The organism is Streptomyces sp. NPDC097640 (assembly GCF_040302705.1).
In the GTDB taxonomy this organism is placed as follows: Bacteria; Actinomycetota; Actinomycetes; order Streptomycetales; family Streptomycetaceae; genus Streptomyces.
Genome location: NZ_JBEOSB010000032.1, coordinates 42,681 through 68,388, shown reverse-complemented (window position 1 = coordinate 68,388; position 25,708 = coordinate 42,681). Strand labels below are relative to the sequence as shown.

General features: G+C 73.2%; 18 protein-coding genes. 13 read left to right on the top strand and 5 right to left on the bottom strand.

The features are described 5' to 3' along the window. The first annotated feature begins 59 nt into the window (after window positions 1-59). Entirely contained in the window at window positions 60-1,010 is a 951-nt protein-coding gene (locus ABTY62_RS38105) for a LysR family transcriptional regulator (protein ID WP_352133966.1), read from the top strand. A 121-nt stretch (window positions 1,011-1,131) separates the two neighbouring features. Here the strand turns inward: ABTY62_RS38105 and ABTY62_RS38100 are convergent, their stop codons facing one another. Next, window positions 1,132-1,452 (bottom strand): WhiB family transcriptional regulator, encoded by a 321-nt coding sequence (locus ABTY62_RS38100; RefSeq protein ID WP_014178839.1) that lies wholly within the window; start codon window positions 1,450-1,452, stop codon window positions 1,132-1,134. A 388-nt stretch (window positions 1,453-1,840) separates the two neighbouring features. On the opposite strand from ABTY62_RS38100, the gene ABTY62_RS38095 reads away from it, so the two are divergent. The 4 genes from ABTY62_RS38095 to ABTY62_RS38080 all read left to right on the top strand — a co-directional run bounded on the left by ABTY62_RS38095 (window position 1,841) and on the right by ABTY62_RS38080 (window position 6,236). Next, complete coding sequence (locus ABTY62_RS38095; RefSeq protein ID WP_003948568.1) at window positions 1,841-2,452, top strand: response regulator transcription factor; 612 nt, start codon at window positions 1,841-1,843, stop codon at window positions 2,450-2,452. Between the two features lie 300 nt (window positions 2,453-2,752). After that, window positions 2,753-3,364, top strand: coding sequence for a sigma-70 family RNA polymerase sigma factor (locus ABTY62_RS38090; RefSeq protein ID WP_065963126.1), 612 nt, complete (start codon window positions 2,753-2,755; stop codon window positions 3,362-3,364). A 150-nt stretch (window positions 3,365-3,514) separates the two neighbouring features. Next, window positions 3,515-5,020: an IMP dehydrogenase gene (gene guaB / locus ABTY62_RS38085; RefSeq protein ID WP_352133965.1), complete on the top strand. Its 1,506-nt coding sequence runs from the start codon at window positions 3,515-3,517 to the stop codon at window positions 5,018-5,020. Between the two features lie 88 nt (window positions 5,021-5,108). Next, window positions 5,109-6,236 (top strand): GuaB3 family IMP dehydrogenase-related protein, encoded by a 1,128-nt coding sequence (locus tag ABTY62_RS38080; RefSeq protein WP_311726723.1) that lies wholly within the window; start codon window positions 5,109-5,111, stop codon window positions 6,234-6,236. Between the two features lie 73 nt (window positions 6,237-6,309). On the opposite strand, the gene ABTY62_RS38075 is transcribed toward ABTY62_RS38080, so the two are convergent. Beyond that, window positions 6,310-6,942, bottom strand: a complete 633-nt coding sequence (locus ABTY62_RS38075) for a hypothetical protein (protein ID WP_352133964.1) — start codon at window positions 6,940-6,942, stop codon at window positions 6,310-6,312. Between the two features lie 341 nt (window positions 6,943-7,283). Here ABTY62_RS38075 and ABTY62_RS38070 point away from each other — a divergent pair, with 341 nt between their 5' ends. Beyond that, window positions 7,284-8,468, top strand: coding sequence for a rod shape-determining protein (locus ABTY62_RS38070; RefSeq protein WP_352133963.1), 1,185 nt, complete (start codon window positions 7,284-7,286; stop codon window positions 8,466-8,468). Window positions 8,469-8,594: 126 nt separating this feature from the next. Then, window positions 8,595-10,874 carry a DUF6049 family protein gene (locus ABTY62_RS38065; protein ID WP_352133962.1) on the top strand — a complete coding sequence of 760 codons (2,280 nt, stop codon included), beginning with the start codon at window positions 8,595-8,597 and terminating at the stop codon, window positions 10,872-10,874. 130 nt (window positions 10,875-11,004) lie between these two features. Here ABTY62_RS38065 and ABTY62_RS38060 read toward each other — a convergent pair whose 3' ends face one another. Further along, window positions 11,005-12,276 carry a nucleotide sugar dehydrogenase gene (locus ABTY62_RS38060; RefSeq protein ID WP_311726727.1) on the bottom strand — a complete coding sequence of 424 codons (1,272 nt, stop codon included), beginning with the start codon at window positions 12,274-12,276 and terminating at the stop codon, window positions 11,005-11,007. Between the two features lie 253 nt (window positions 12,277-12,529). Between ABTY62_RS38060 and ABTY62_RS38055 the strand changes: the two genes are divergently transcribed. After that, on the top strand, window positions 12,530-14,236 hold the full coding sequence (locus ABTY62_RS38055) for a glycerol-3-phosphate dehydrogenase/oxidase (RefSeq protein ID WP_352133961.1): 1,707 nt from the start codon (window positions 12,530-12,532) through the stop codon (window positions 14,234-14,236). 81 nt (window positions 14,237-14,317) lie between these two features. On the opposite strand, the gene ABTY62_RS38050 is transcribed toward ABTY62_RS38055, so the two are convergent. Further along, the gene (locus ABTY62_RS38050; protein ID WP_352133960.1) at window positions 14,318-15,541 is read right to left on the bottom strand and encodes a serine hydrolase domain-containing protein; all 1,224 of its coding nucleotides are present in this window, start codon (window positions 15,539-15,541) and stop codon (window positions 14,318-14,320) included. 174 nt (window positions 15,542-15,715) lie between these two features. Here ABTY62_RS38050 and ABTY62_RS38045 point away from each other — a divergent pair, with 174 nt between their 5' ends. After that, window positions 15,716-17,704 carry a serine/threonine-protein kinase gene (locus tag ABTY62_RS38045; RefSeq protein WP_352133959.1) on the top strand — a complete coding sequence of 663 codons (1,989 nt, stop codon included), beginning with the start codon at window positions 15,716-15,718 and terminating at the stop codon, window positions 17,702-17,704. A 145-nt stretch (window positions 17,705-17,849) separates the two neighbouring features. Next, the gene (locus ABTY62_RS38040) at window positions 17,850-20,681 is read left to right on the top strand and encodes a serine/threonine kinase C-terminal domain-containing protein (RefSeq protein WP_352133958.1); all 2,832 of its coding nucleotides are present in this window, start codon (window positions 17,850-17,852) and stop codon (window positions 20,679-20,681) included. A gap of 35 nt (window positions 20,682-20,716) precedes the next feature. Here the strand turns inward: ABTY62_RS38040 and ABTY62_RS38035 are convergent, their stop codons facing one another. Then, on the bottom strand, window positions 20,717-22,285 hold the full coding sequence (locus ABTY62_RS38035; RefSeq protein WP_352133957.1) for an AMP-binding protein: 1,569 nt from the start codon (window positions 22,283-22,285) through the stop codon (window positions 20,717-20,719). A 134-nt stretch (window positions 22,286-22,419) separates the two neighbouring features. Between ABTY62_RS38035 and ABTY62_RS38030 the strand changes: the two genes are divergently transcribed. The 3 genes from ABTY62_RS38030 (at window position 22,420) to ABTY62_RS38020 (ending at window position 25,646) form a co-directional block, all read left to right on the top strand. Beyond that, window positions 22,420-23,583: an acyl-CoA dehydrogenase family protein gene (locus ABTY62_RS38030; protein ID WP_352133956.1), complete on the top strand. Its 1,164-nt coding sequence runs from the start codon at window positions 22,420-22,422 to the stop codon at window positions 23,581-23,583. A gap of 8 nt (window positions 23,584-23,591) precedes the next feature. Then, complete coding sequence (locus ABTY62_RS38025) at window positions 23,592-24,602, top strand: acyl-CoA dehydrogenase family protein (RefSeq protein ID WP_352134024.1); 1,011 nt, start codon at window positions 23,592-23,594, stop codon at window positions 24,600-24,602. Window positions 24,603-25,082: 480 nt separating this feature from the next. Further along, on the top strand, window positions 25,083-25,646 hold the full coding sequence (locus tag ABTY62_RS38020; protein ID WP_352133955.1) for an ATP-binding protein: 564 nt from the start codon (window positions 25,083-25,085) through the stop codon (window positions 25,644-25,646). The last annotated feature ends 62 nt before the right edge of the window (window positions 25,647-25,708 follow it).

Sequence of the window (25,708 nt, the reverse complement as noted above, 5' to 3'; positions counted from 1 at the left end):
GATTCAAAGCGTCGACGTGATATCGCGGACCATACCCAAGGGTCGCTTATGCTCGAAGAATGATCGAGGCTCGTCATCTGAGGGTGCTGCGCGCCGTGGCGACCACGGGTTCCTTCTCCGCGGCCGCCCGCGAACTGGGCTGCACCCAGCCCGCCGTCAGCCAGCAGATGAAGGCCCTCGAACAGTCCTCGGGCACCCCGCTGCTGGTCCGTACGGGCCGGGAGATGCGGCTGACGCAGGCCGGTGAGGCGCTGGTGCGGCACGCGGCGGGGATCCTGGCCGGGCTGACCGCCGCCGAGGAGGAGGTCGCGGCGATCGCCGGGCTGCGGGCCGGCCGGGTGCGGCTGGCGTCCTTCCCCAGCGGCAGCTCGACACTGGTGCCGACCGCGCTCGCCGAGATGCGCCGGGCCTACCCGGGGACCCGGGTCTCGCTGGTGGAGGCCGAGCCGCCGCGCTCGGTGGAGCTGCTGCGCGCCGGCGATGTCGAGATCGCCGTGGCCTTCCGTTATCCGGAGGTCGAACCGGCGGTGGCGGACGCGGAGGAGCTGATTGCCCCGGCCGAGGGCCCGTGGGGCAAGGACGACCTGGTCGTACGGCCGCTGCTGAGGGACCGGCTGGTGGGCGTGGTGCCCGAGGGGCACCGGCTGGCGGGGACCGGGGCGGTGGGCATCGGGGAGCTGGCCGAGGAGCCGTGGATCGCGGGGTGCCCGCGCTGTCGCAGGCATCTGGTGGACGTGTGCGAGGCGGCGGGCTTCACGCCGCGGATCGACTTCGCCACGGACGACTATCCGGCGGTGATCGGGCTGGTGGCGGCCGGGCTCGGGGTGGCGGTGCTGCCGGAGCTGGCGATGGAGTCCGTACGGGCCAAGGGGACCGCGAGGGTGGAGGTGGAGCCGGCGGTGCGGCGGGAGGTCGTCGCGCTCACGCTGCCGGACCTCGCACGGGTCCCGGCGGTGGCGGCGACGCTGGACCGGCTGGAGTCCGCGGCGCGGCGCGAGACGCGGCCGTGACGCACCGCTGAAGGCGTCCCGCAGCGACGGCCGGGGAGACGCCGAGCTGCGAAGGAGGGGCTCGCGGGGCTCGCGGTCGGTGGCGATACGTTTCTTCAGTCTGTGGTGATCGCGGGCGCGATCAGGCGCCGGGAGCCCCGGCGCCGGAAGTGGCGACGGCCCGGTGGCGTGCCCGCCCCATGAGCTCCTCGCGTTCGTCCTCGGTCAGTCCGCCCCACACGCCGTACGGCTCACGAACCGCCAGCGCGTGCGCCGCGCACTCCGCGCGCACGGGGCATCGCATGCACACCTCTTTGGCTGACATCTCGCGTGCGCTGCGGGCAGCGCCGCGCTCGCCCTCCGGATGGAAGAAGAGCGAGCTGTCGACCCCGCGACACGCGGCGAGGAGCTGCCAGTCCCACAGGTCGGCGTTCGGACCGGGAAGACGGGAGAAATCTGCCATTGCCTTATCTCCTCGAAGCGATCTGGTGCGGACGCTGTGTCCTGGGTCGTACACCTACTGTGTAAGTAGATGTAAATATGACTCATTGCGAATCTAGCCACAGAGACAGGCAAATTGGAAGCAAGGTCGCCAAATGCCATCGAAGAGGGCAGGACTCGGGGCGGGGCGCGGCGGCCGCGATGAAGCAGCTCTGTGTCCGTTCCCTCACGTAGAGTGTCGAAGGTGGCCGCCGGACCCCGTAACTCTTTCGGGTGACCGTCGTTGAGAGTGCGGAGGCGGTTGATGGGTAAAGCTCTCGGACGGGCGTCCGAGGCCGTCAATCGCACAGGTGACGATATGTACCAGCCTGGAGGCTCAAGGTGACGCGCATCAGCTGCGGAGGGCGGTCATGACATCCGTCCTCGTCTGCGACGACTCCCCGCTTGCCCGAGAGGCGCTGCGCCGCGCGGTGGCGACCGTGCCCGGCGTCGAGCGTGTGACGACGGCGGCCAACGGCGAGGAAGTCCTCCGCCGCTGGGGGGCCGACCGCTCGGATCTGATTCTGATGGACGTGCGGATGCCCGGCCTCGGTGGTGTCGAGACCGTGCGGCGGCTGCTCTCGGCCGACCCCGGCGCCCGGATCATCATGCTCACGGTCGCCGAGGACCTGGACGGCGTCGCGCTGGCCGTGGCCGCCGGCGCCCGTGGCTATCTGCACAAGGACGCCTCGCGCGCCGAGCTGCGCGCCACCGTGACCCAGGCGCTGGCCGACCCGACCTGGCGGCTGGCGCCGCGCAGGCTGCGCTCCGCCGAGATGGGCGCGGCGCCCACGCTCACCGCCCGTGAGATCCAGGTCCTGGAGGGCATGAGCCACGGCCGGTCCAACGCGGAGATCGGCCGTGAGCTGTTCCTGTCGGAGGACACCGTCAAGACGCACGCGCGGCGCCTGTTCAAGAAACTCGGCGCCTCGGACCGGGCACACGCGGTGGCGCTCGGCTTCCGGTGGGGCCTGGTCCGCTAGAGCCGGATCATCCACCGGGCCGAGCCGAGGTGCCGCACAGCGGGGGCGGACTGTCCCCGCCCGTCGGGTGACGGGCGGGGTTGAGGGCAGCTGATATCCCCGCCGGCTGGGGGAGGCTTATGTCACTTTGCCGGGCGATGCCGCATCCTTGAGGGTGTGGAGTTCCTCGGGGACATGTCGGTCGGGCGTGAGGGGAGAGCGCAGGACGTGACGACAGCCGGCGCACCTGCTCATAACGCTTCAGCGCACAACTACGGACGCGGTGCTACGGAAGCCACGGCGTCAAGGCACCATGGACGGATGCGCGACGACGAGACCCAGGGGTCCCCGAAGGCCGGCGGCCCAGGGACCCAGGGGGCCATCGGAGCCCTTGTCCGGCGCGCCGCCGAGGGGGACGAGCGGGCCACCCACGATCTGCTCGCCCATGTGCACCCGCTCGCCCTTCGCTATTGCCGCACGCGTTTGTCGCGGCTGCCGGGGGACGCGCGCCATTTCGTGGACGACCTGGCGCAGGAGGTCTGTCTCGCGGTGCTGTGCGCGCTGCCGCGCTACCGCGACACCGGCAGGCCCTTCGAGGCGTTCGTCGTTGCCATCGCCGCGCACAAGGTCGCCGATCTACAGCGCGCCGCCATGCGCCACCCGGGCAGCACGGCCGTGCCCTCGGACGAGATGCCGGAGCAGCCGGACGACTCGCTCGGGCCGGAGGAACAGGCGCTGCTGAGCAGTGACGCGGAGTGGGCCAAGAAGCTGCTGGCGAATCTCCCGGAGAACCAGCGCGAGCTGGTGCTGCTGCGGGTCGCGGTCGGGCTGACGGCGGAGGAGACCGGGCAGATGCTCGGGATGTCGCCGGGCGCGGTGCGGGTGGCCCAGCACCGGGCCCTGAGCAGGCTGCGCGCGCTCGCCGAGCAGTAGCCCCGCGCGGCCGTGCGAATGGCCGGGTCAGTGGCCGTGTCCATGGTGGTTTCGGCAGGCTGCGGGGGTTTTCCACAGGGAGGAATGGGACACCTGTCGAGCCCGTTAGCATGGGAGTCCGCGCTGGGGCAAGACCATTGGAAGGGTGTCATGACTGTCAACGTCGACGGAGTGCCTGAGAAATTCGCGATGCTCGGGCTGACGTACGACGATGTGCTGCTGCTGCCGGGCGCCTCCGAGGTGCTGCCGAACGCGGTCGACACCTCGTCCAGGGTCTCTCGGAACGTCCGGGTCAATGTGCCGCTGCTGTCCGCGGCCATGGACAAGGTCACCGAGTCCCGCATGGCCATCGCCATGGCCCGCCAGGGCGGCGTCGGCGTGCTGCACCGCAATCTGTCGATCGAGGACCAGGCCAACCAGGTCGACCTGGTCAAGCGGTCCGAGTCCGGCATGGTCACCGACCCGATCACGGTCCGGCCGGACGCGACGCTGGCCGAGGCGGACGCCCTGTGCGGGAAGTTCCGGATCAGCGGCGTCCCGGTGACGGACGCGGCGGGCAAGCTGCTGGGCATCGTCACCAACCGCGACATGGCCTTCGAGACGGACCGGGGCCGTCAGGTCCGCGAGGTCATGACCCCGATGCCGCTGGTCACCGGCAAGGTCGGGATCTCCGGCGAGGACGCGATGCAGCTGCTGCGCCGCCACAAGATCGAGAAGCTGCCGCTGGTCGACGACGCGGGCGTGCTCAAGGGCCTGATCACCGTCAAGGACTTCGTGAAGGCCGAGAAGTATCCCCACGCGGCCAAGGACGCCGACGGCCGGCTGATCGTCGGCGCGGCGGTCGGTGTCGGCGACGAGTCGTACGACCGGGCGCAGGCGCTGGTCGAGGCCGGGGTGGACTTCCTCGTGGTCGACAGCGCGCATGGCCACAGCCGGGGCATCCTCGACATGATCGCCAAGCTGAAGTCCAACATCACGGTCGATGTGGTGGGCGGCAATGTCGCCACCCGTGACGGCGCCCAGGCGCTGATCGACGCGGGTGTGGACGGGGTCAAGGTCGGCGTCGGCCCGGGCTCGATCTGCACCACCCGGGTGGTCGCGGGCATCGGTGTGCCGCAGGTGACGGCGATCTACGAGGCCGCGCGGGCGTGCCACGCGGCCGGGGTGCCGCTGATCGGCGACGGCGGTCTCCAGTACTCGGGCGACATCGCCAAGGCGATCGCGGCGGGCGCGGACACGGTCATGCTGGGCAGCCTGCTGGCCGGGTGCGAGGAGTCGCCGGGCGAGATGGTGTTCATCAACGGCAAGCAGTTCAAGTCCTACCGGGGGATGGGTTCGCTGGCCGCGATGCAGTCGCGCGGCCAGGCCCGTTCGTACTCCAAGGACCGCTACTTCCAGGACAACGTCCTCTCCGAGGACAAGCTGGTGCCCGAGGGCATCGAGGGTCAGGTGCCCTACCGCGGCCCGCTGGCCTCGGTCGCCCACCAGCTCGTGGGCGGTCTGCGGGCGTCGATGGGGTATGTCGGCTCGGCGAATGTGCCGGAGCTCAAGGAGAAGGGCCGCTTTGTGCGGATCACGGCGGCCGGACTCAAGGAGAGCCACCCGCACGACATCCAGATGACGACCGAGGCTCCGAACTACTCCGCTCGTCGTTAGCCCGTACGAAGTCGTCAGCCCGTACGAAGGGGCGGCGCAGGGGGCAGGGATACTGGGACGGCAGACCTGAAGAGCGAAAGGCACCCACGTGACTGAGATCGAGATCGGGCGCGGCAAGCGCGGCCGCAGGGCGTATGCGTTCGACGACATCGCCGTTGTGCCGAGTCGTCGTACCCGGGACCCGAAGGAGGTCTCGATCGCCTGGCAGATCGACGCTTACCGGTTCGAGCTGCCGTTCCTCGCCGCCCCGATGGACTCGGTGGTCTCGCCGAAGACCGCGATCCGCATCGGCGAGCTCGGCGGTCTTGGGGTGCTCAACCTCGAGGGCCTGTGGACCCGGTACGAGGACCCCGAGCCGCTGCTCGCGGAGATCGCCGAGCTGGACGAGGACGCCGCGACCCGGCGCATGCAGGAGATCTACGCCGCACCGATCAAGGAAGAGCTGATCGGGCAGCGGCTGAAGGAGGTGCGCGACTCGGGCGTGGTGACGGCCGCCGCGCTCTCCCCGCAGCGCACCGCGCAGTTCTCCAAGGCCGTGGTGGACGCCGGGGTCGACATCTTCGTGATCCGGGGGACCACGGTCTCGGCCGAGCATGTCTCCGGCGCCGCCGAGCCGCTGAATCTGAAGCAGTTCATCTATGAGCTGGACGTCCCGGTCATCGTGGGCGGCTGTGCCACCTACACCGCCGCGCTGCACCTGATGCGGACGGGCGCGGCCGGTGTGCTGGTCGGGTTCGGCGGCGGCGCCGCGCACACCACGCGCAATGTGCTGGGCATCCAGGTGCCGATGGCGACGGCCGTCGCCGATGTCGCCGCCGCCCGCCGGGACTACATGGACGAGTCCGGCGGCCGCTATGTGCATGTGATCGCCGATGGCGGCGTCGGCTGGAGCGGCGATCTGCCCAAGGCCATCGCCTGCGGTGCGGACGCGGTGATGGTGGGCTCGCCGCTGGCGCGGGCCACGGACGCGCCGGGCCGGGGCCACCACTGGGGCATGGAGGCCGTGCACGACGAGGTGCCGCGCGGCAAGCGGATGAACCTGGGCACGGTGGGCACCACGGAGGAGATCCTGCTGGGCCCCTCGCACACCCCCGACGGCTCGATGAACTTCTTCGGCGCGCTGCGCCGGGCGATGGCCACCACGGGCTACTCGGAGCTCAAGGAGTTCCAGCGGGTCGAGGTGACGGTCGCTCCGTCGCAGCACGACAAGCGCTGAGCGCGCAGCACAAACGGGTTGGGCCCCGACCGCATCGCGGTCGGGGCCCAACCCGTTTGGTGCGTTACCGGCGTCAGCGGTTGCCGAGGCGGTAGGCGGTGGAGACCGCCGCGACCGGGGACAGCGCGATGAAGAGGTAGGTCAGGAAGCCGGAGTCCTCTTTCCAGCCGTCGAAGAGGTCACCGAACTGGTCGAAGAAGAAGTCGTTCGCCGTCGGGATATCGACGGTGCTCGGAGCGCCCGCCTTGTCGGCGTAGTTGCTCACCCAGTCCGCCGCGACCATCGCGTAGCCGTACAGCTCGCCGAAGAACACCGCCGCCAGTGCCAGAACCGCGCCGACCACCCACAGCGCCGGGTTGCGGCCGCCCAGCTTGGCGATGACGAAACCGACCAGCGCGCCGACCGCGACACCCGCGTAGGCGAACTGCTTGACCTTCGGCTCCGCGCCGTCCGTGTCGGCCATGGCGCTCAGCAGGAAGGCGTAGAGCAGACCACCGACGGCCGCGGCGACGACGGCGGCCAGGATGGCGAGGGCCGGGTTGCCCTGGCGGCCGACCGGCGGCGCCGGCGGCGGGAAGCCACCCGCGAACTGCGGCTGCTGCTGCGGGCCGCCGTACTGCGGCTGCGGCGGCTGGGCCGGGTAGCCGTAACCACCGGGCTGCTGGGGCGGCTGCGGCTGCTGAGGCTGCTGCCAGTTCTGGCTCATGGAGTTCCCCCGGGGATGAAGGTGATAGTCCGCGCTCCGGGGATTTGTGCTGATGGGAGCGCGAACGAAGAGTTCGAGCCATAAAAGTAACAGCCGGGCATGACAATCAGACAAGTCGTGTCTGTCGTCCGTGACACGGCTGGGACCGGACGGAGACAACCTGTCCGCCCTTATATGGATTTGATACCCGTCATTCTGTGACCTGTCGGGTTGTCAGATAACTCTCGGCTCCCGTCGCGACCTGGGGATCATGATCGAAAAGGTAGCAGTGATCGGCCGGTACACGGGTGCGACTGACATCAGTGCCGACAGGAATCCGGCATAAGCAATAATGTCAACTTATGGCGCAGAACAAGACGTTCGCAGGACGCGATGTGGGCATCGACCTCGGCACGGCGAACACCCTGGTGTACGTACGGGGCAGGGGGGTTGTACTCAATGAGCCGTCGGTCGTCGCGGTCAGCACGACGGACGGCAGTGTGCTCGCGGTCGGCTCCGAGGCGAAGGAGACCATAGGGCGTACCCCCTCCAACATCGTCGCCGTCCGCCCGCTGCGGGACGGCGTCATCGCCGACTTCGAGATCGCCGAGCGGATGCTGCGGCACTTCATCAAGAAGGTCACCGGCAGCCGCCGGCTCGCCCGTCCCCGTGTCGTGGTGTGTGTGCCCTCCGGCATCACGGGTGTCGAGCGGCGCGCCGTCATGGAGGCCGCCTCGCAGGCCGGGGCGCGCCAAGTGCATCTGATCGAGGAGCCGATGGCGGCGGCGATCGGCGCGGGGCTGCCGGTGAGCGAGCCGACCGGCTCCATGGTGGTCGATATCGGCGGCGGCACGACGGAGGTGGCCGTGGTCTCGCTGGGCGGGATCGTCACCGCCCGCTCGGTGCGGATGGCGGGTGACGCGATGGACGCCGCGATCACCGCCCATGTGAAGAAGCGGTACGCCCTGGCGATCGGGGAGCGGACCGCCGAGGAGATCAAGGTGAGCATCGGCTCCGCCTCCCCGGGCGGCGCCTGGTCCGCGCCCGGCGTCGGGACGTCAACCCGGCTTGCTGAGCGCAATGTGGAGGTGGTGTCGGCCGCTCGGGGCGGCGAGGGCCTTTCGCTCGACAAGGGCGACGACCCGGAGCGGACGCAGACGCTGCTGCCGCCGGACCGCTGCACCATCCGGGGCCGGGACCAGGTCACCGGGTTGCCGAAGGTGCTGGAGCTGACGGCGGACGAGGTACGGCACGCCCTTGCCGAGCCGGTGGACAGCATCATCGCGGCGGTGCGGGCCACGCTGGACGAGACCCCGCCGGAGCTGGCGGGCGACATCATGGACCGGGGCATCGTGCTGACCGGGGGCGGGGCGCTGCTGCGCGGCCTCGACGCCCGGCTCAGCCGCGAGCTGGACATCCCGGTGCTGGTGGCCGACGACCCGCTGGACTGTGTGGCCCTGGGCACCGGCCGGTGCGTCGAGGACTTCGCGTCGCTGCGGACGGTGCTCGACGCCCGGCCCGCGAGGCTGGCCACCGCGCGGGTCTGACGGCGCCACCGCGCCCGGGCGGTCCGGGTGGAGGCCTCCCGGGTGCGGTACGGGCCCGCCCGTGGTGGTGTGGTGACACCGCGTCCGTTCACGGGGGCGGTACGAACCGACGTCGAGGTGGCGGTAGTGGCACGCGACGGGACATGTGCGCGAGCGACCGCCGCGGCGGTCGTGGCCCTGAGCGCGGTCCTGGTCACGCTGGTCCTGCCGGTGGTGCGGGTGGTGCCGGTGACGCCGGTGGTGTCGGTGGAGCCCGCCCCGGCGGCCGCCGCGTCGTCGTACGGGAACCCGCGCGCCGCCCCGCCCGGTCGCGGTCACGGCCACCGGAGTTCGGATGCCGTGACCGTCCGGCTGGGGTCCCTGAGCCCCGCCGTGCTGCGGCGCCGGGACGACGTGCTCACGCTCGGCGGCACCGTGGTCAACGACTCGCGCCGCCGCATCAGCGGCGCCCGGGTGGCGGTGCGCGTCGGGCGGGAGGCGTTCGGCACGCGCAGCGGCCTCGCCGTCGCGGCCGGGCGCACCGCCCTCACCCGCGCGGACGGCCAGGAGATCCCCGGCCGCGCCCAACGGCTCCCCTCCCTCGCCCCCGGCGCCACCCACGACTTCCGGCTGCGGGTGCCGGTGCCGGAGCTGGGGCCGGTCGGCGCGGGGGCGTACGGGCTGACGGTGGATGTGGCCCGCGAGGACGGGCCGGTCCTCGGGCTGGCCCGCACCTTTCTGCCCGGCTACCCGGACGGCACGGCGTTCGAGCCGCTGCGCACCACCGTCCTGTGGCCCGTCACCGGCACCCCGCGCATGGAGGCGCTGACCCTGCGCACCCCGGGCAGGGTGCGGCCGGTGTTCCGCGACGACGCGCTGGCCGCCGAGTTCGCCGAGGGCGGGCGGCTCCGCCAACTGGTCGAGACGGGCGGGCGGCTGCCGGTGACCTGGGTGGTGGACCCGGACCTGGTGGCGCAGGCACGGGCGATGGTGGACGGCTACCGGGTGGCCCGCACGCCCGGCTCCACCGATCCCCGGCACACCACCGAGGGCAGGGGCGGGCGGGCGGCGGCGGGCTGGCTGGCCGCGCTCAAGGGGGCGGTGCACGGGCAGGACGTCGTCGCGCTGCCGTACGCCGACCCCGACCTGGCCTCCCTCGCGCGCGGCGGCCGCGGCGGCGACGCGCTGGCGGGGCTGCTGCGCCGGGCGTCCCGGGCGGGCAAGCAGGTGGTGGACCGGGAGCTGTCCATCGACTCCCGCGCCGATGTGGCCTGGCCGGCGGGCGGCGCGGTGGACGGCGGGATCGCCGGGTACGCGGAGCGGCTGGGCCTGGGCACGGTGCTGGCCACCGGCAGCACCGTCGCCGGGCTGCGCCGCTCCTCCGGCGCGCTGGTCACCGCGGGCGCCACGGACGACCGCGCGGTCGCCCTCGGCGAGCGGCTGACCGCCCTGACGTACGACTCGACCATCGCCTCGCTGCTGGCGCGGAACCGGCAAGGCGCTCCGCGAACAGCCGAGGCCGGCGCGCCGCTCCGGCTGGGGCTGCGGCAGCGGCTGCTCGCGGAGAGCCTGACGGCCGTGCGGGAGCTGCCGTACGCCCCGCGCGCCCTGGTGGTCGTTCCCCCGCGGCGGATGTCGGCCGGTGCGGTGCGGGCGCTGGCCGAGGCGGTGTCGGAGGGGCGGGACGCGGGCTGGCTGGAGCCGACCCGGCTGGAGGTGGCGGTGCACGACCCGGAGCCGGGGCAGCTGCGGGAGCCCACGAGCTACCCGGTGGCGCTGCGCGCCTCCGAGCTGCCCGCCCGCTCGCTGGGGGCGGTCGCCCGGGACCTGGAGCGGCTGCGCGCCCTCTCCAAGGTGCTGTCCGATCCGGGGCGCACCACCGCCGCCGCGCATGCCGCGATGGCGCGCGCGGTCTCCATGAGCTGGCGCGGGGACCCGGCGGCGGCGCGCTCGTACCGGCGCGGGGTGAGCCGCTATCTGTCCGCCTCGATCGACTCGGTCCGGCTGGTGCCCAAGACGACGGTGACGGTCGCCGGGCAGTCCGCGATCATCCCGGTCACGGTCGACAACGGGCTCCAGCAGGACCTCACCGGCGTGGAGCTGCGGGTGGTCTCCAGCCGGCCGGAGCGACTGGACACGGTGGACCGGGCGGTCGGGGTCCGGGCGTCGCGGGCGGTCAGCCGTACGGTGCGGGTCCGGGTGCGAGCCCACGCCAACGGGCCGGTACGGCTCACCGCCCGGCTCTACACCAGCTCCGACGGCAGGCCCTGGGGCCGGCCGATCACCTTCATGGCCGAGGTCCGCTCGGTGCCCTCGGGGGCGGTCGCGTTCGTGGCGGGCGGGGTGGGGCTGATGGTGCTGGCCGCGGCGGTCCGGCTGCGCCGCGCGCAGGGGCGGGGTGGTGAGCCACCGGGCGCACGGGGGTGACGGGGTTTGCGGGCGCGACGGCTCAGAGCGGCCGCGGGCGGGCGGGCCGACCGGCTCAGCGGTTGTGGGCGGGTCGGCCGGCCGGCGGTTGTGGACGGGGCGACCGGCCGGCGGTTGTGGGCGGGCCGGCTCAGAGCCGGTACGCCGCGCCCGCCGGGCTCGCGCCCCGCGTGTCCAGCAGCAGCTGCGCCTTCACGGCCAGGCCCTGGAGGTCGTAGCTGCGGTGGTGCTGAAGCAGCACGGTCAGGTCGGCGTCGGCCACCGCCTCGTACAGCGCGTCCGCGCGCGGCACCGGCCGGCCGAGCACCCGCCAGCGCGCCACGAACGGATCGTGGAAGCTGACCTCGGCGCCCAGCTCCATCAGCCGTGAGGCGATCTCACGGGCGGGCGAGCCCTCCTGGTCGCCCACGTCGGGCTTGTAGCTCACCCCGAGCAGCAGGACGCGGGCGCCGCGCGCCGACTTCCCGTGCTCGTTGAGCAGGGCCGCGCAGCGCCGCGTGACATAGCCCGGCATGCGCCCGTTGACCTGCTGTGCCAGCTCCACCATGGCCAGCGGGCGGCCGGGGGCGCGCCCGGGGTACGGCGGGAGGTCCGCGGCGATCGGCACCCCGTGGCCGCCGACGCCCGGCCCCGGCCGGAAGGCCTGGAAGCCGAACGGCTTGGTCTCGGCGCAGCGGATCACGTCCCACAGGTCGACGCCGAGGTCCTGGCAGAACACCGCCATCTCGTTGACCAGGGCGATGTTGACGTGCCGGTAGTTGGTCTCCAGGAGCTTGACGGTCTCGGCCTCGCGCGGGCCGCGGGCGCGTACGACCTTCTCGGTGAGGCGGCTGTAGAACGCGGCGGCCGCCTCGGTGCAGGCGGGGGTGAGCCCGCCGATGACCTTGGGGGTGTTGGCGTAGCCGTGGGTGCGGTTGCCGGGGTCGAGGCGGCCGGGGGAGTAGGCGAGGTGGAAGTCGCGCCCGGCCCGCAGCCCGGACCCGTCCTCCAGGATCGGCCGCAGGTATTCCTCGGTGGTGCCGGGGTACACGGCGGATTCGAGCACGACGGTGGTGTGCGGGCGCAGCTGCGCGGCCAGCGCGCGGGCGGCCTCGCCGACGGCCGACAGGGTGGCCGTCCGGTCCGTGCCCAGCGGGGTCGGGGCGCAGATCACGGCGGTGTGCACCCGGCCGAGCTCGGCGGGGTCGCTGGTGGTCCGGAAGCCTCCGGCGGTCATCCGGCGCAGCTCGGCGGCCGACAGGGCGCCGTTCCAGGCTCCGGAGGGCAGCCGGCCCGCGCGCAGGTCGGCGGCGGCGCGGGGGTCGGGATCGTAGCCGAGGGTGCGGACGCCGGCGGCGGTGGCGGCCTGGACGAGGGGGATGCCGAGGTGACCGAGTCCGATGACGGCGAGATCTGCGGGCATGACTTCGTGCCGTCCTTCCCGAGGCGATTTTCGGATGGCGCGAAATTGCGTGAATACAGACTAAGCGGAAATATGACTCGTATTCAGTATTGATGCGGGGTGTTGCGGCCGACGGGGTGTCGCGGCCATGGAGACGGCCATGGAGACCCGGAGTGGGCCCCGCACCGGCATGGCGCCCCGGGGAGAAACCCAGGAAAATCGTTCACGAACGTTGTGATCTCGATCACCGTCTCGATCACCACGGGAGGCAGCGGTGAGGACACCGACACTGGGGCCGGCCGAGCGCGGCGAGGCGCTGGCCCGGATGGCGGACCAGGAACTGGACGTGCTGGTGGTGGGCGGCGGGGTGGTCGGGGCCGGCACCGCCCTGGACGCGGTCACCCGGGGCCTGGAGACCGGCCTGGTCGAGGCGCGGGACTGGGCGGCCGGCACCTCCAGCCGGTCCAGCAAGCTGATCCACGGGGGCCTGCGCTATCTGGAGATGCTGGACTTCGCCCTCGTACGGGAGGCGCTGAAGGAGCGCGGTCTGCTGCTTGAGCGGCTCGCCCCGCACCTGGTCAAGCCGGTGCCGTTTCTGTATCCGCTCAAGCACCACGCCTGGGAGCGGCTCTACGCGGGCACCGGCGTGGCGCTGTACGACGGCATGTCGCTCTCCTCCGGGCACGGCCGCGGGCTGCCGGCGCACCGCCATCTGACCCGGCGGCGGGCCCTGCGGGTCGCGCCCTGCCTGCGGAAGGATGCCCTGGTCGGGGCGTTGCAGTACTACGACGCCCAGATGGACGACGCCCGCTTCGTCACCACGCTGGTGCGCACCGCCGCCTCGTACGGCGCCCATGTCGCCAACCGGGCGCGGGTGGTGGGCATCCTGCGGGAGGGAGAGCGCGTTGTCGGTGCCAGGGTGCACGATATGGAGCAGGGGGGAGACTTCGAGGTCCGCGCCCGCCAGGTGGTGAACGCCACGGGGGTGTGGACGGACGAGACACAGGCGCTGATCGGGGAGCGGGGGCAGTTCCACGTACGCGCGTCCAAGGGCATCCACCTGGTCGTGCCCAAGGACCGGATCCACTCCACGACCGGGCTGATCCTGCGCACCGAGAAGAGCGTGCTGTTCGTGATCCCGTGGGGGAGGCACTGGATCATCGGCACCACTGACACCGACTGGGGCCTGGACAAGGCCCATCCGGCCGCCTCCAGCGCCGACATCGACTATCTGCTGGAGCATGTCAACGAGGTGCTGGCGGTGCCGCTCACCCGCGACGACGTCGAGGGCGTGTACGCCGGGCTGCGCCCGCTGCTGGCCGGCGAGTCGGACGCGACCAGCAAGCTCTCGCGCGAGCACACGGTCGCGCATGTGGCGCCGGGCCTGGTGGTGGTCGCGGGCGGCAAGTACACCACGTACCGGGTCATGGCCAAGGACGCGGTGGACGAGGCGGTGCACGGCCTCGACCAGCGGGTCGGCCCCTGCGTCACCGAGGATGTGCCGCTGGCGGGCGCCGTGGGCTACCAGGCGCTGTGGAACGGGCGGGCGCGCATCGCCCAGCGCGCCGGGCTGCATGTGGCCCGCGTCGAGCACCTGCTGAACCGCTACGGCTCGCTCACCGGGGAGGTCCTGGAGCTGATCGCCGAGGACCCCTCCCTGAGCGAACCGCTGGCCGGCGCCGACGACTATCTGCGCGCCGAGGTGGTCTACGCCGTGTCCCACGAGGGCGCCCGTCACCTGGACGACGTCCTGACCCGGCGCACCCGGATCTCGATCGAGACCTTCGACCGGGGCACGCGCTGCGCCCGGGAGGCCGCCGAGCTGATGGCGCCGGTGCTGGGCTGGGGGCAGGAGCAGATCGACAAGGAGGTCCGGCACTACGAGAAGCGGGTCGAGGCTGAGCGCGAGTCGCAGCGTCAGCCGGACGACCTGACGGCGGACGCGGCCCGGCTGGGGGCGCCGGACATCGTCCCGCTCTGAGCCCGGCCCTGAGCCTCGCCCTGAGCCCGGCTCTGAGCCCGGCCTCTGAGCCCCGCTCCGAGGCTCAGGCGGTGTGAGGCGTCACGTCCGGCAGAACTCGGCCTTGAGGAGGGCCCGCTCCGCCGCGGCGGCCGGGCGCGCCTCGGTGTTGAGTCGGTAGGCCAGCACACGGCGGCCGTCGGACGTGGCGACGACCTGGGCGTATGAACCGTTGATCTGGCCGTTGTGGCCCCACAGCGTCACGCCGCAGGACAGCCGTACGGGGAACAGGCCCATGCCGTAGCGCCCGTCGGAGGCGGTCGTGTCGCGCATCCGCCGCAGCGCCGCGGGCGGCAGCAGGCCGCCGCGCAGCAGCGCGCCGAAGAAGCGGGCCAGGTCGTCGAGGGTGGAGATCGCCTCGCCCGCGGCGCCCGCCGCGGACGGGTCGAGGGTGGTGACGTCGCGCAGGGTGTCGGCGTCGGGGGCGTAGCCGCGGCCGTGCGGGGTGGGGAGGGTGTCGCGGGCGCCAGGGAAGGACGTGCCGCGCAGGCCGAGGGGTCGGAGCACGCGGCGCTCGGTCTCGGCGGCGTAGGGGCGGCCGGTGACGCGCTGGACGACCAGGCCCAGCAGGACGTAGTTGGTGTTGGAGTAGTGCCACGCGGCGCCCGGGGCGAACCGCGGGCGGTGGGCGAGGGCGGTGCGTACGAGCTGCCGGGGCGTCAGCGGGGCGGCGGTCGGCGGGCGGGACAGCCGGCGGGCCACGCGCTGGTCGGCGGCGAAGTCGAACAGGCCGCTGGTGTGGGTGAGGAGCTGCCGGAGGGTGATCTTCCGGCCGTCGTTGCCCCGGCCCCGCACCAGCCCGGGAAGATGCTCCTCGACCGTGTCGTCCAGGCCGAGCCTCCGCTCGTCGGCCAGCTGGAGGACGACCGTGGCGATCAAGGTCTTGGTGATGCTGCCCGCACGGAAGCGGTCGTTCCGATGGATGCGCCGCCCGGTGCGCAGATCGGCGAGCCCGGCCGAGGCAAAGCGGGTCCCGTCGCCGTCCCGGGCCAGCGCGGCGGCGCCCGGGGCACTGCCCTCGGCCATCAGCCGCCGTACGGCCGCGCGGAGGGCGGCCTCCGTATGCCGCCCGTCGGCCTGCCGGGTCGCCGCGGCGCCGGTGCCGGGGCCGGTGTCGGGGCCGGCGCCGAGGGTGCGGGCCGCGCCGCGGTCCGCCGGGCCCGGGCCGCCGCAGCCGGGGACGGCGGCGGACAGGACCGCCGCCAGCGCGAGCGCCGCGGCCCGCGTGCGGCCCCGCCTCGCCCGCTCCGGGACACGGATCGGCATGTCGAGAACCCTTTCATCGGGTTTTCATCGGCTGCGAATCCCCAGATGTTCGCAGGTGTGGCCACGGCCACCACGCCGGGCCCCCGACCCCGGACTTCCGTCGGTCCGCGGATGAGAGACAATGGGGGCTCTTCCAGGGTGGGTTCAGGGCGGGTTGATTTGCAGAGGGGACGCATGTCGGAGGCGGAGCGGACGCAGGGCTCGACCGGACGCCTCCTCGCCGGGCGGTACCGGCTCGGGGAAGTACTCGGCCAGGGCGGGATGGGCACGGTCTGGCGGGCGAGTGACGAAACGTTGGGCCGTACCGTCGCGGTCAAGGAACTGCGCTTCCCGTCGAGCGTCGACGAGGACGAGAAGCGACGGCTCATCACCCGGACGCTGCGCGAGGCGAAGGCGATCGCCCGCATCCGCAGCAACGGCGCCGTCACGGTCTACGACGTGGTCGACGAGGACGACCGCCCCTGGATCGTCATGGAGCTGATCGAGGGCCGCTCGCTCGCGGACGTCGTCCGGGACGACGGCGCGCTCACCCCCCGCCGCGCCGCCGAGGTGGGGCTCGCCGTCCTCGACGTGCTGCGCGCCGCGCACCAGGCGGGCATCCTGCACCGCGATGTGAAGCCCTCCAACGTCCTCATCGCCGACGACGGCCGCGTCGTGCTCACCGACTTCGGCATCGCGCAGGTCGAGGGCGACCCCTCGGTCACCTCGACCGGCATGCTCGTGGGCGCGCCCTCCTACATCTCGCCCGAGCGCGCCCGCGGCCACAAGCCCGGGCCGCCGGCCGACCTGTGGTCGCTGGGCGGCCTGCTGTACGCATCGGTGGAGGGAGTGCCTCCGTACGACAAGGCCACCGCCATCGCGACGCTCACCGCCGTGATGACCGAGCCCGTCGACCCGCCGAAGAACGCGGGCGTGCTGGAGGAGGTCATCTACGGCCTGCTCAACAAGGACCCCGAGCGGCGGCTCGACGACGAGGGCGCGCGGGCGCTGCTGAACCAGGCGCTGGACGCCCCCGACGAGGGGCGGTCGAAGGCCGCGGCCGCCAACGCCACCCGCACCATGTCCCTGCCGCCCGCCCCGCCCGAGGACGCCCCGGCGTCCGACGCCGCCTCGGAGCGGGTGCGGGGCGCGCTGCGCTCCGTGCGGAAGGCCTCGGCGGCCTCGGCCGCCGCCGGATCGGGTGACGCGGGGGACTCCGCCGCGTCCACCGCGAAGAAGTCCACGTCCGCGGACGCCAAGCCCGCGAAGCCCGCCAAGGCCGCGAAGCCCGCCAAGGCCGCGAAGGCCAAGCCGGCGGCCGCCGGCGGTCCCGAGGTCCCGCCCGCCCCGCAGCCGCCCCGCGCCCCGCTGACGGACGTGGTGTCCAGGCGCACGCTGGTGATCATCGCGGTGGTCGTGGTGCTCGCGATCGTCGGCACGGTGCTCGCCATCGCGCTGAGCGGCGACGACAGCGACTCCCAGGGCAAGTCCGGTGACCGTACGACGGCTTCGGCCGGCGCGGACGGCGGCGCTACGAAGGACGGGCAGGACGGGAAGAGCGCCGGCAACCAGTCCGACAAGTCGTCCAGCCAGTCCCCGGACGCACAGTCGTCCACGGGCAAGCCCGCGGACGACGACACCAAGGGCGGGTCCGGCGGCTCGGACGACGACGAGGACGGCAACAAGGGCAAGGGCAAGGACGGCGACGGGGGCGGCGGCAAGGGCTCGGCGCCGGACGGATACGAGACGGTCAAGAGCTCCGACTTCCCGTTCACCATGGCGATGCCCAAGGGATGGCAGGTCCACTCGGGGAAGTACGCCGGCAGCCGTATCTACTACGGGGGATCCGACATCCCGCGGATCCAGGTCGACTTCACCGACTCCCCGAAGGCGGACGCTGCGGCGGAGTGGCGCAAGAGCGAACCCAACGTGAGCGGGACCACCCCCGGCTACAAGCTGATCGGCATCGAGTCGGTCAGCTGGCACGGCTACCCCACGGTCGCCGACTGGCAGTTCGAGCGCGACCAGAGCGGGAAGCGGGTCCGGGTGCTCAACCGCGGCTTCAGGGCGGACAGCAGCCATGGCTTCGCCATAATGATCACTTGCGAGAAGAGCAAGTGGGACGAGAAGGAGTGCAAGGCGCTCCGCGAGACCGCGTTCGACACCTTCGACATCACGGACTGAACACTCCGGTCGGCATGGGGCGCCCCCGGCACGTATCGTGAGAGGCCGTGGACCGTGCGCAGCGGCAACGACGGGCAAAACGCCCCTGATTGACGGTTTCGCGCGGTGCGGATGAGGGTGTGGATCGCGCGCTCGGGGAGGCTTCGTGGACGAATACGCGGGTCGGGTTCTCGCCGACCGCTATCGCCTGCCCCTGCCGCCCGCCGATGAGTACGAACTCGTCGAGACCCGCGCCTTCGACACCTACAGCGGACAGGAAGTCCACCTCAGGCAGATACCGCTGCCGGAGACCGTCGACGCGGAGGTCGTCGGCGCCGACGAGCACTACGCGTACGCGGGGGCCCCGGGGCGCTCACACGGCGCGACCGGCATGGGCCGCGGCGCCCGCGGCGGCGTCGCCGACCCGGCGGTGCGCCGCGCCATCGAGGCCGCGACGGCCGCCGCGCAGGTGCCCGACCACCCCCGGCTCGACCAGGTCTTCCATGTCTTCGCGGAGGCCGGGAGCCTGTGGATCGTCAGCGAACTGGTCGCGGGCCGCCCGCTGGCCGCGCTGCTCGCGGAGCGGACGCTGTCCCCGTACCGGGCCGCCGAGCTCGCCCATGACATCCTCACCGCGCTGCGCGCCCTGCACGCCGACGGCTGGATCCACCGCAACATCACCGCCCGGACCGTCCTGGTCTGCGACGACGGGCGCGCCATGCTCACCGGGCTGGCGGCTGGCGCCGCGGAGGAGGCCCTGTGCGGCTACGACCCGGTGCCCCGGCCGCCGGTCGAGGCGGCTTCGGTCGAGGCGGCTTCGGTCGAGGCGGCCTCGGTCGAGGCGGCCGACGCCGACGGCGGTGAGGCAGGGGGCCCGGCCGCCGACGAGCCCGCCGCCCGCCAGCCGCCGCCGCTGTACCGCGACCAGGGCGTGGCGGGAGGCTTCCCGGGGCCGCGTGATCCGGGTGAGCGGGGTGTACCGGGCGCGGCGGGTGCGCCGGGGGCTTCGGGTACGGAGTTTCCCGGGCCGCGCGGCGCGCTCGAACAGCCCCCCGCGGGCTCCGGGTTGCCGCTGCCCCCCGGCTCGGAGTGGCGGCCCGCCGAGCGCGTCGAAGACGGGCGAACGGACGGGCCGAACGGCTCGGACAGCCTGAACAGCACGCATGGTGCGGGGCCGGTTGTGCCAGGAGCGCGACCGGGCGAACCGGCCCCCGGCGGCGGTCCATCCGCCCCGGCGGGCGGCGACCCGCAGGGCGCCGCCGGGCGCGCCGCGCGGGCCGGCGCGATCGCCGCCTACACGGCGGGCGCCCGCGCCGCCGCCCGGGCTCACGTCGAGGGCCCCGCGCCCCGTGGCGCCCACCCCGGCGCGCCCGACAGCGCGAGCGGCCCCGCCGGGGAGCGCGCGGAAGGCGCCCCGCACCCCGCGACCGATGCCAACGGCTCGGCCCCGGGCAGCGCGACGGCCCAGGCCCCGTACGCCGAACGGAACTCGCACGGGGCCCTCGCGCCGCATGCCGGCCCGAGCGGGCAGGTCGAGCGGCGACCGCACCCGACCCGGGCGCTGTATATCGACCCGGGCCGACCCGCCGCCCCTACGGGCGACCAGGCCCCGAACAGGTCTGCCACCCCCGACCTCAACCCCCCTCACGCCAGGCCGGCGGGGCCCGCGGGGGGCGGCACGGGCTCATGGGACGACGAGGCCGCGGGTGCCCACGGGGCGCGGCGCGGACCCGCGAGCGCGCTGGCCGTCGAGCGGGCGCGGCAGGCGCGGATCGTCGTGGTCGGGGCCGTCACCGAGCGGTGGGCCCCCGAACAGGCGGTTCCGGTGCACGAGAACTGGCGGCTGGCGCCCCCCGTCGGCCCGGCCGCCGACCTGTGGGCGGTCGGTGTGCTGCTCTACCGCGCCGTACAGGGACACGCCCCGTACCCGGAGGAGAACGCCGCCGAACTGGTGCAACTGGTGTGCTCCGAGGCGCCCGCGTACGCGGAGGAGTGCGGCCCGCTGCGCCCGGTCGTGGAGTCGCTGCTGCGCCAGGACCCCACCGAGCGACCGGACTTCGAGGAGCTGCGCGGCTGGCTGCGGTCCCTGATCCGCTCGGCGCCGGAGCCGGACGTGGGCAGCAGCACGGTCACGGTGCCGTCGGCAGGGCCGGGCGGGGCGTCCGACCCCCGGCGGCTGCCGATCGTGCGCCGCCGCGGCTGGCTGGTGCGCAGGGGCCGGGCGGGCGCGCCGGTGGCCGCGCACGGGCGGCACAAGCGGGGCAAGCAGGCCGGTGAGCGCCGCCCGCGCAGGCTGGGGCGGGTGCTGCTCATGCTGGTACTGCTGGCTCTGGCGGCCGCGGTGCTCTACGCGATGATGTTTATGCCGAAGGCCGACGAGAAGAACGGCCAGGGCCGTACGGGTACGGCGGGCTCGCAGAGCGATGTGCCCAGCGCCTCGCGGGAGCCGTCCCCGGACCAGTCGGGCGGGGCGGGGGACGGGGCCGGTTCGGGCACCTCCTCGCCGGACGATCAGGCGCAGTCGACGCCGCCCGCGGGCCTTGCGAAGGGCTTCGCCGTCCGCAAGGACCCGAAGGGCTTCAAGGTCGCGGTGTACGAGACCTGGACCCGGCGCGGCGAGAACCCCCGCGGCCAGATCCGCTATGTCGGCGGCGACTTCGAGCTGGTGGTGGTGGCCGGGCGGGACAGGGAGTCCGAGTTCGGCGCCGACCCCATGGCGTACCAGCAGAACAGGGAGCCCGAGCTGGCCGCCTTCCGTTCCTCCTCCTGGTCCTCGTCCTCCGGGCTGCGCCGGATCGACGTGGGGCAGACGGCGATGGCCGAGGGGGAGTTCAGCTGGCGGGACAGCAGCGGCCGGGATGTGTACGCGCGCAACCTGGTGATGCTCATCGGCGGCCGGTACCACGTCGTCCTGGTCATCGGCCCGGCCGATGAACGCCGCGAGGTCGCCCGCTACTACGAGCAGGCGACGGCGACGTACAGCACCACGACCGGCTGACCCAGGCCTCAGCGTTCTGCCACCGGGCCGGCCTTCTAGCCGAACCGCTCCCGCAGCTTGTACTTGAGCACCTTGCGGAGCGTGTCGTTGCGCGGCAGCGCGTCGACCACTTCGAGGCGCTCGGGCAGCTTGTGCAGGGACAGCCCTTGGGCGCGCAGATACGAGACCGTGCCCTCAAGGGTGAGCGGTTCCGCGTCGGCGGGCTGTTCGACGACCGCGCACACCAGCTCGCCGCGGACCGCGTCCGGCAGCCCGATCACCGCCACGTCGCCGACCCCGGGGTGCTGGTAGAGCAGTTGCTCGACCTCTTTGGCGGAGATGTTCTCGCCCTTGCGGATGATGACGTCCTTGGCGCGGCCGGTGAGGACGAGATGTCCCTCCTCGGTGAGGTGCCCGAGGTCTCCGGTGATGAGGAAGCCGTCGGCGTCGAACGCCTCACGGGTCTGGGCCTCGTCCAGATATCCGGCGCAGACGGCCTCGCCGCGCAGCCGGACTTCGCCGTCCGCCCCTATGGGCAGCGTTTTTCCGTCCCCGTCCACGATGCGGATCTCCATGTCCGCGGGCGGCCGCCCTTCGGTGGTCGCGAGGTGGTGCGGGGTGTCGTCCGGCGCGCCCATGGTGATCATCGGGACTTCGGTCATGCCGTAGCCGTGGGTGAGCTGGCAGCCCAGCTCGCGGACCACCTCGTGGTACAGCTCGGGCGGCTTGGGGGCGCCGCCGCCGGCCAGCAACCGCAGGGTGGGGATGAGCTTGTGGGCGGGGTCCTTGCGCTGTTCGGCCAGGAACATCGAGTAGAAGGCGGTGCTGCCGCCCGCGACCGTGACCTTGTGCCGCCGGTAGGCGGCGAGCGAGCCGGGCAGCGCGAAGTGCTCGAACAGCACGGCCGGGAAGCCGTACAGCAGCAGCATCACGGTGTAGTCGGGCCCGGCCACATGGGCGTACGGAAAGGCCATGGAGCCGATGTCGTCCGGGCGCAGCCGCAGCGCGTGGGCCAGGCAGGCGCCGGCGGCGATGAGGCTGCGGTCGGTGTGCAGCACGCCCTTGGGCTCGGAGGTGGTGCCGGAGGTCCAGTAGATCCAGCGGACGGCGGTCCCGTCGGCGGGCGGCGGGGGCAGCGGCACGGCGTGCGGGTCGGCCTCGGGGAGGGTGTCGTACGTCTCGAAGACCCGGGGTGGTTCGGGCAGCCGCGCGGCGAGGCGGTGGGCCATCGCGGTGTGGTCGAAGCCGCGCCAGTGGCCGGGGACGGCGAGGAAGCGGGCGCCGGAGGCGCGCAGCGCGAAGCCGACCTCCCGGTCGCGGTAGAAGGGGATGAGCGGGGTCTGTACGGCGCCGAGCCGGGCCAGGGCGAGGGCCAGGACGACCGTTTCGATGCGGGTGGGCAGCTGCCAGGCGACGCGGTCGCCGGGGCGCACGCCCATGTCGTACAGCCCGGCCGCGGTGCGTTCCGCGCGGGTGCGCAGCGCGCGGAAGGTCATCCGCCGGTCGTCGCGGGCGGAGGCGGCGGCCTGGAGCAGCGCGGGGGCGTCGGGGGTGAGCGCGGCGCGCCGCTCGACCAGCTCCCACAGCGTCGCCGATGTGCCGAGTGCCTGTGCGGTGTCGGTCATAGGGACCTCCAACTGACGGCTAGTCAGATTGTGCGGGAAGCGTAGAGCCCGGCGCCTTGTCGGTCCAGAGTTCGCGGGGCTAGCCTTGTGATTTATCTGACGTAGCGTCAGATCTGCGGCGCGAGGGGACGGGGATGGACCTCGACTACACGGAGGCGGAGGAGGAGTTCCGGCGGCGGCTGCGCGCTTGGCTGGCGGACGTCCTGCCGAAGCTGCCGGACCCGCCGGACCCGGCCGACTGGCCCGGCCGCCGCGCCTACGACTGCGGCTGGCAGCGCATGCTGTACGACGCGGGCTACGCCGGGCTGCACTGGCCCGAGGACGCCGGCGGCCAGGGGGCGACCCCGACTCAGCATCTGATCTTCCTGGAGGAGACCGAACGGGCCGGAGCGCCCTATGTGGGCGCCAACTTCGTCGGGCTGCTGCACGCGGGCCCCACCATCGCCGCCGAGGGCAACGCGGGGCAGCGGGCGCGCTGGCTGCCGCCGATCCTGCGCGGGGACGAGGTCTGGTGCCAGGGCTTCTCGGAGCCGGAGGCCGGATCCGACCTGGCCTCGCTGCGCACCAGGGCGGTGCGGGACGGCGACTCCTATGTCGTCACCGGCAGCAAGATCTGGACCTCGCACGCCGAGGTCGCCGACTGGTGCGAGCTGCTGGTCCGCACCGCACCTGTCAGCGACGAGGCGCCCAAGCACCGCGGGATCTCCTGGCTGGCGATGCCGATGGACGCGCCGGGGGTCACCGTGCGGCCGCTGCGCACGCTCGCCGGGACGGCGGAGTTCGCCGAGGTGTTCCTGGACGAGGTGCGGGTGCCGGTCGCCCACCGGATCGGGGCGGAGAACGACGGCTGGCGCGTGACGATGGTGACCCTCTCCTTCGAGCGCGGCACGGCGTTCGTGGGGGAGGTGGTCGCCTGCCGCCGGGTGCTGGAGGCCCTGGCGCGCGAGGCGAGGGCCAACGGACGGTGGGACGACCCGGTGCTGCGGCGCAGGCTGGGGCGGCTGGCGGCCGAGTTCGCCGCACTGTGGCGGCTCACCCAGTGGAACGTGAGCGAGGCGCAGCGCACCGGCGGGGTGCCCGGGACCGGCGGCTCCGTCTTCAAACTGCGCTACTCGCAGGTGCGGCAGGAGCTTTACGAAGCGGCCGCCGAGGTGCTGGGTGCCGGGGCGCTGGACGCCGGGCACGCGTGGGTGGCGGACCGGCTGTCGTCGCTCTCATACACCATCGCGGCGGGAACCTCCCAGATCCAGCACAACATCGTCGCCGAGCGCATCCTCGGCCTGCCGAAGGGACGGTGAGTTCGCCCGTGGACTTCCGGCTCACGGACGACCAGCGGGCGCTGCGGGCGGGCGTCCGCGAGCTGTTGGAGGGGCGGTTTCCGCGGGAGCGGCTGCGGGCGGTGGTGGACGCCGGCGCGCCCGCGGTGGACCGGGCGCTGTGGCGGGAGCTGGGCGGGGCCGGGTTCTTCGCGCTGCGGTTGGCGGAGGCGGACGGCGGGGTGGGGCTCGGCCTGCCGGAGGCGGCGCTGGTCTTCGAGGAGGCGGGTCGGGCGCTGCTGCCGGGGCCGCTGGTCGCCACGCATCTGGCGGCCGGGGTGGCGGAGGGAGCGGCCGAGGGCCGGGCCGTGGTCACGGCGCTGGACGCGGCGCGGGGCGCTGAGCCTGGCGCGGCGGGGCCCCTGGTCGAGCACTTGGCGTCGGCGGATGCCGTGTTGGTGATCGGCGACGACGAGGGCGACCGGCGCGTCGGCGTTCTGCCCGCGGCCGGACTCGCGCGCTCCGCGCGGCCGATACGGTCCGTGGACCCGGCGACGCCGCTGCACCGCCTGGACCGCCTGGACCGCCTGGATCCGGGAGGCTGTTCCGGGGGCGGGCCGCCGGCCGCGGCCGCCCGGCTCAGGCGTGAGGCGGTGCTGCTGACCGCCGCCCTCCAGCTCGGCAGCGCGGCCCGTACGGTCGAGATGGCCGTACGCCACGCCGGGGAGCGCTTCCAGTTCGGCCGGGCGATCGGCACCTTCCAGGCCGTACAGCATCTGTGCGCCGGGATGCTGGTGCGCGCGGAAACAGCCAGAAGCGTGGTTTACGCCGCAGCTGTCACAGAAGACGCGGATGATGTGGCCGCCGCCAAGCTGCTGGCCGACGAGGCCGCCGTCCGTAACGCGCGGGACTGTCTCCAGGTCCACGGCGGGATGGGCTTCACCTGGGAGGCCGATGTGCATCTGCATCTCAAGCGGGCCTGGGTCAGGGCCGGGCAGTGGCAGACGGCGGCCGAGGCCGAGGAGGGGCTCGCGGCCGGGCTGTTGCGCCCCGGTGTATGAGGTTTGTGACCCGACTTCGTGGAAACGCCTGAATTGTTCAGGTGTCGTGATTGCTGGGGAAAGCCCCAGAGTCTTCGAGGTGACCGAGCGTTGATACCGGGTTGTTTCCTAGGTGTGACTCGTCACAGGGCGGAGTCGGGCCCGCGCTCGGGTACTCTCCGTTGCGTGCGAGCGGATTTGGGGTGCAGCGATCCCGGCGTGGCCCGTGGGGCGACTCCGGGCACGCCAATGTGTCCCGCTCGCGCGGGGTGCGCCCAATCGGCGCCCCGGTGTTCGACTCCCCGCGGCGCGCGTCGCACAGTATGCCGCACGCATACTCCTTGGCGCTGGAATATGACCGAAGCGCTTGTTGGGGTGACTGTACGTCAACCATGCTGTCTCGCAAGGGGGTACCTCCCGGCGGTAGCTGGGGGAGAGTCACGTTCCGTGACCTCTTGGAGGTACGAGGCGATGTGTCCGCCAGTTCGGATGGTGTGAGCGGTGCAGGTGCTTCAGATGCAGATGGAGGTCCGGCCCGACCCCGCGGAGGTGAGCCGGGCCCGTAGGTGGGCGCGCTCACGGCTCGCCGGGTCCGGGATAGGGGTGGACGAGCCGCTCGCCGAGACGCTGATCCTGCTGATTTCGGAACTCGTGACCAACGCCGTGGTGCACACGGGCTGTCCGGCGGTGCTGCGCATGCTCTTCCCCGTACAGGGCGACGGCGGCGGGCCCGGCGCGGGCGGCCTCGGCGGGCCGGGGCCGGGCTCCGGCACGGTCCGGGTCGAGGTCGCCGACTCCAGCGGCCGGGGGCCGCGGCGGCGGTGCGCGGACGAGGGCGCCACCAACGGGCGCGGTCTGGAGCTGGTCGACGGTCTGGCGGACCGGTGGGGCTGGCATCCGGAGGGCGCGGGCAAGCGCATCTGGTGCGAGGTGGACCGGGGCGTCCGCGGGGGCCATGGGGTGCCCGGAACTCATGAGGAGCCGGTCCTGATGGGGCGTGCGAGTCCTCATGCGCCATCACAAATCGGGCGTAGTCGGCAAAGTCCAGACCAGGTGTTGACGTGATGTGGCGGTGTGATCACTCTAGGATCGGCGATTCGTTGCGAGGGGACGTCGAGGGCTCTGAG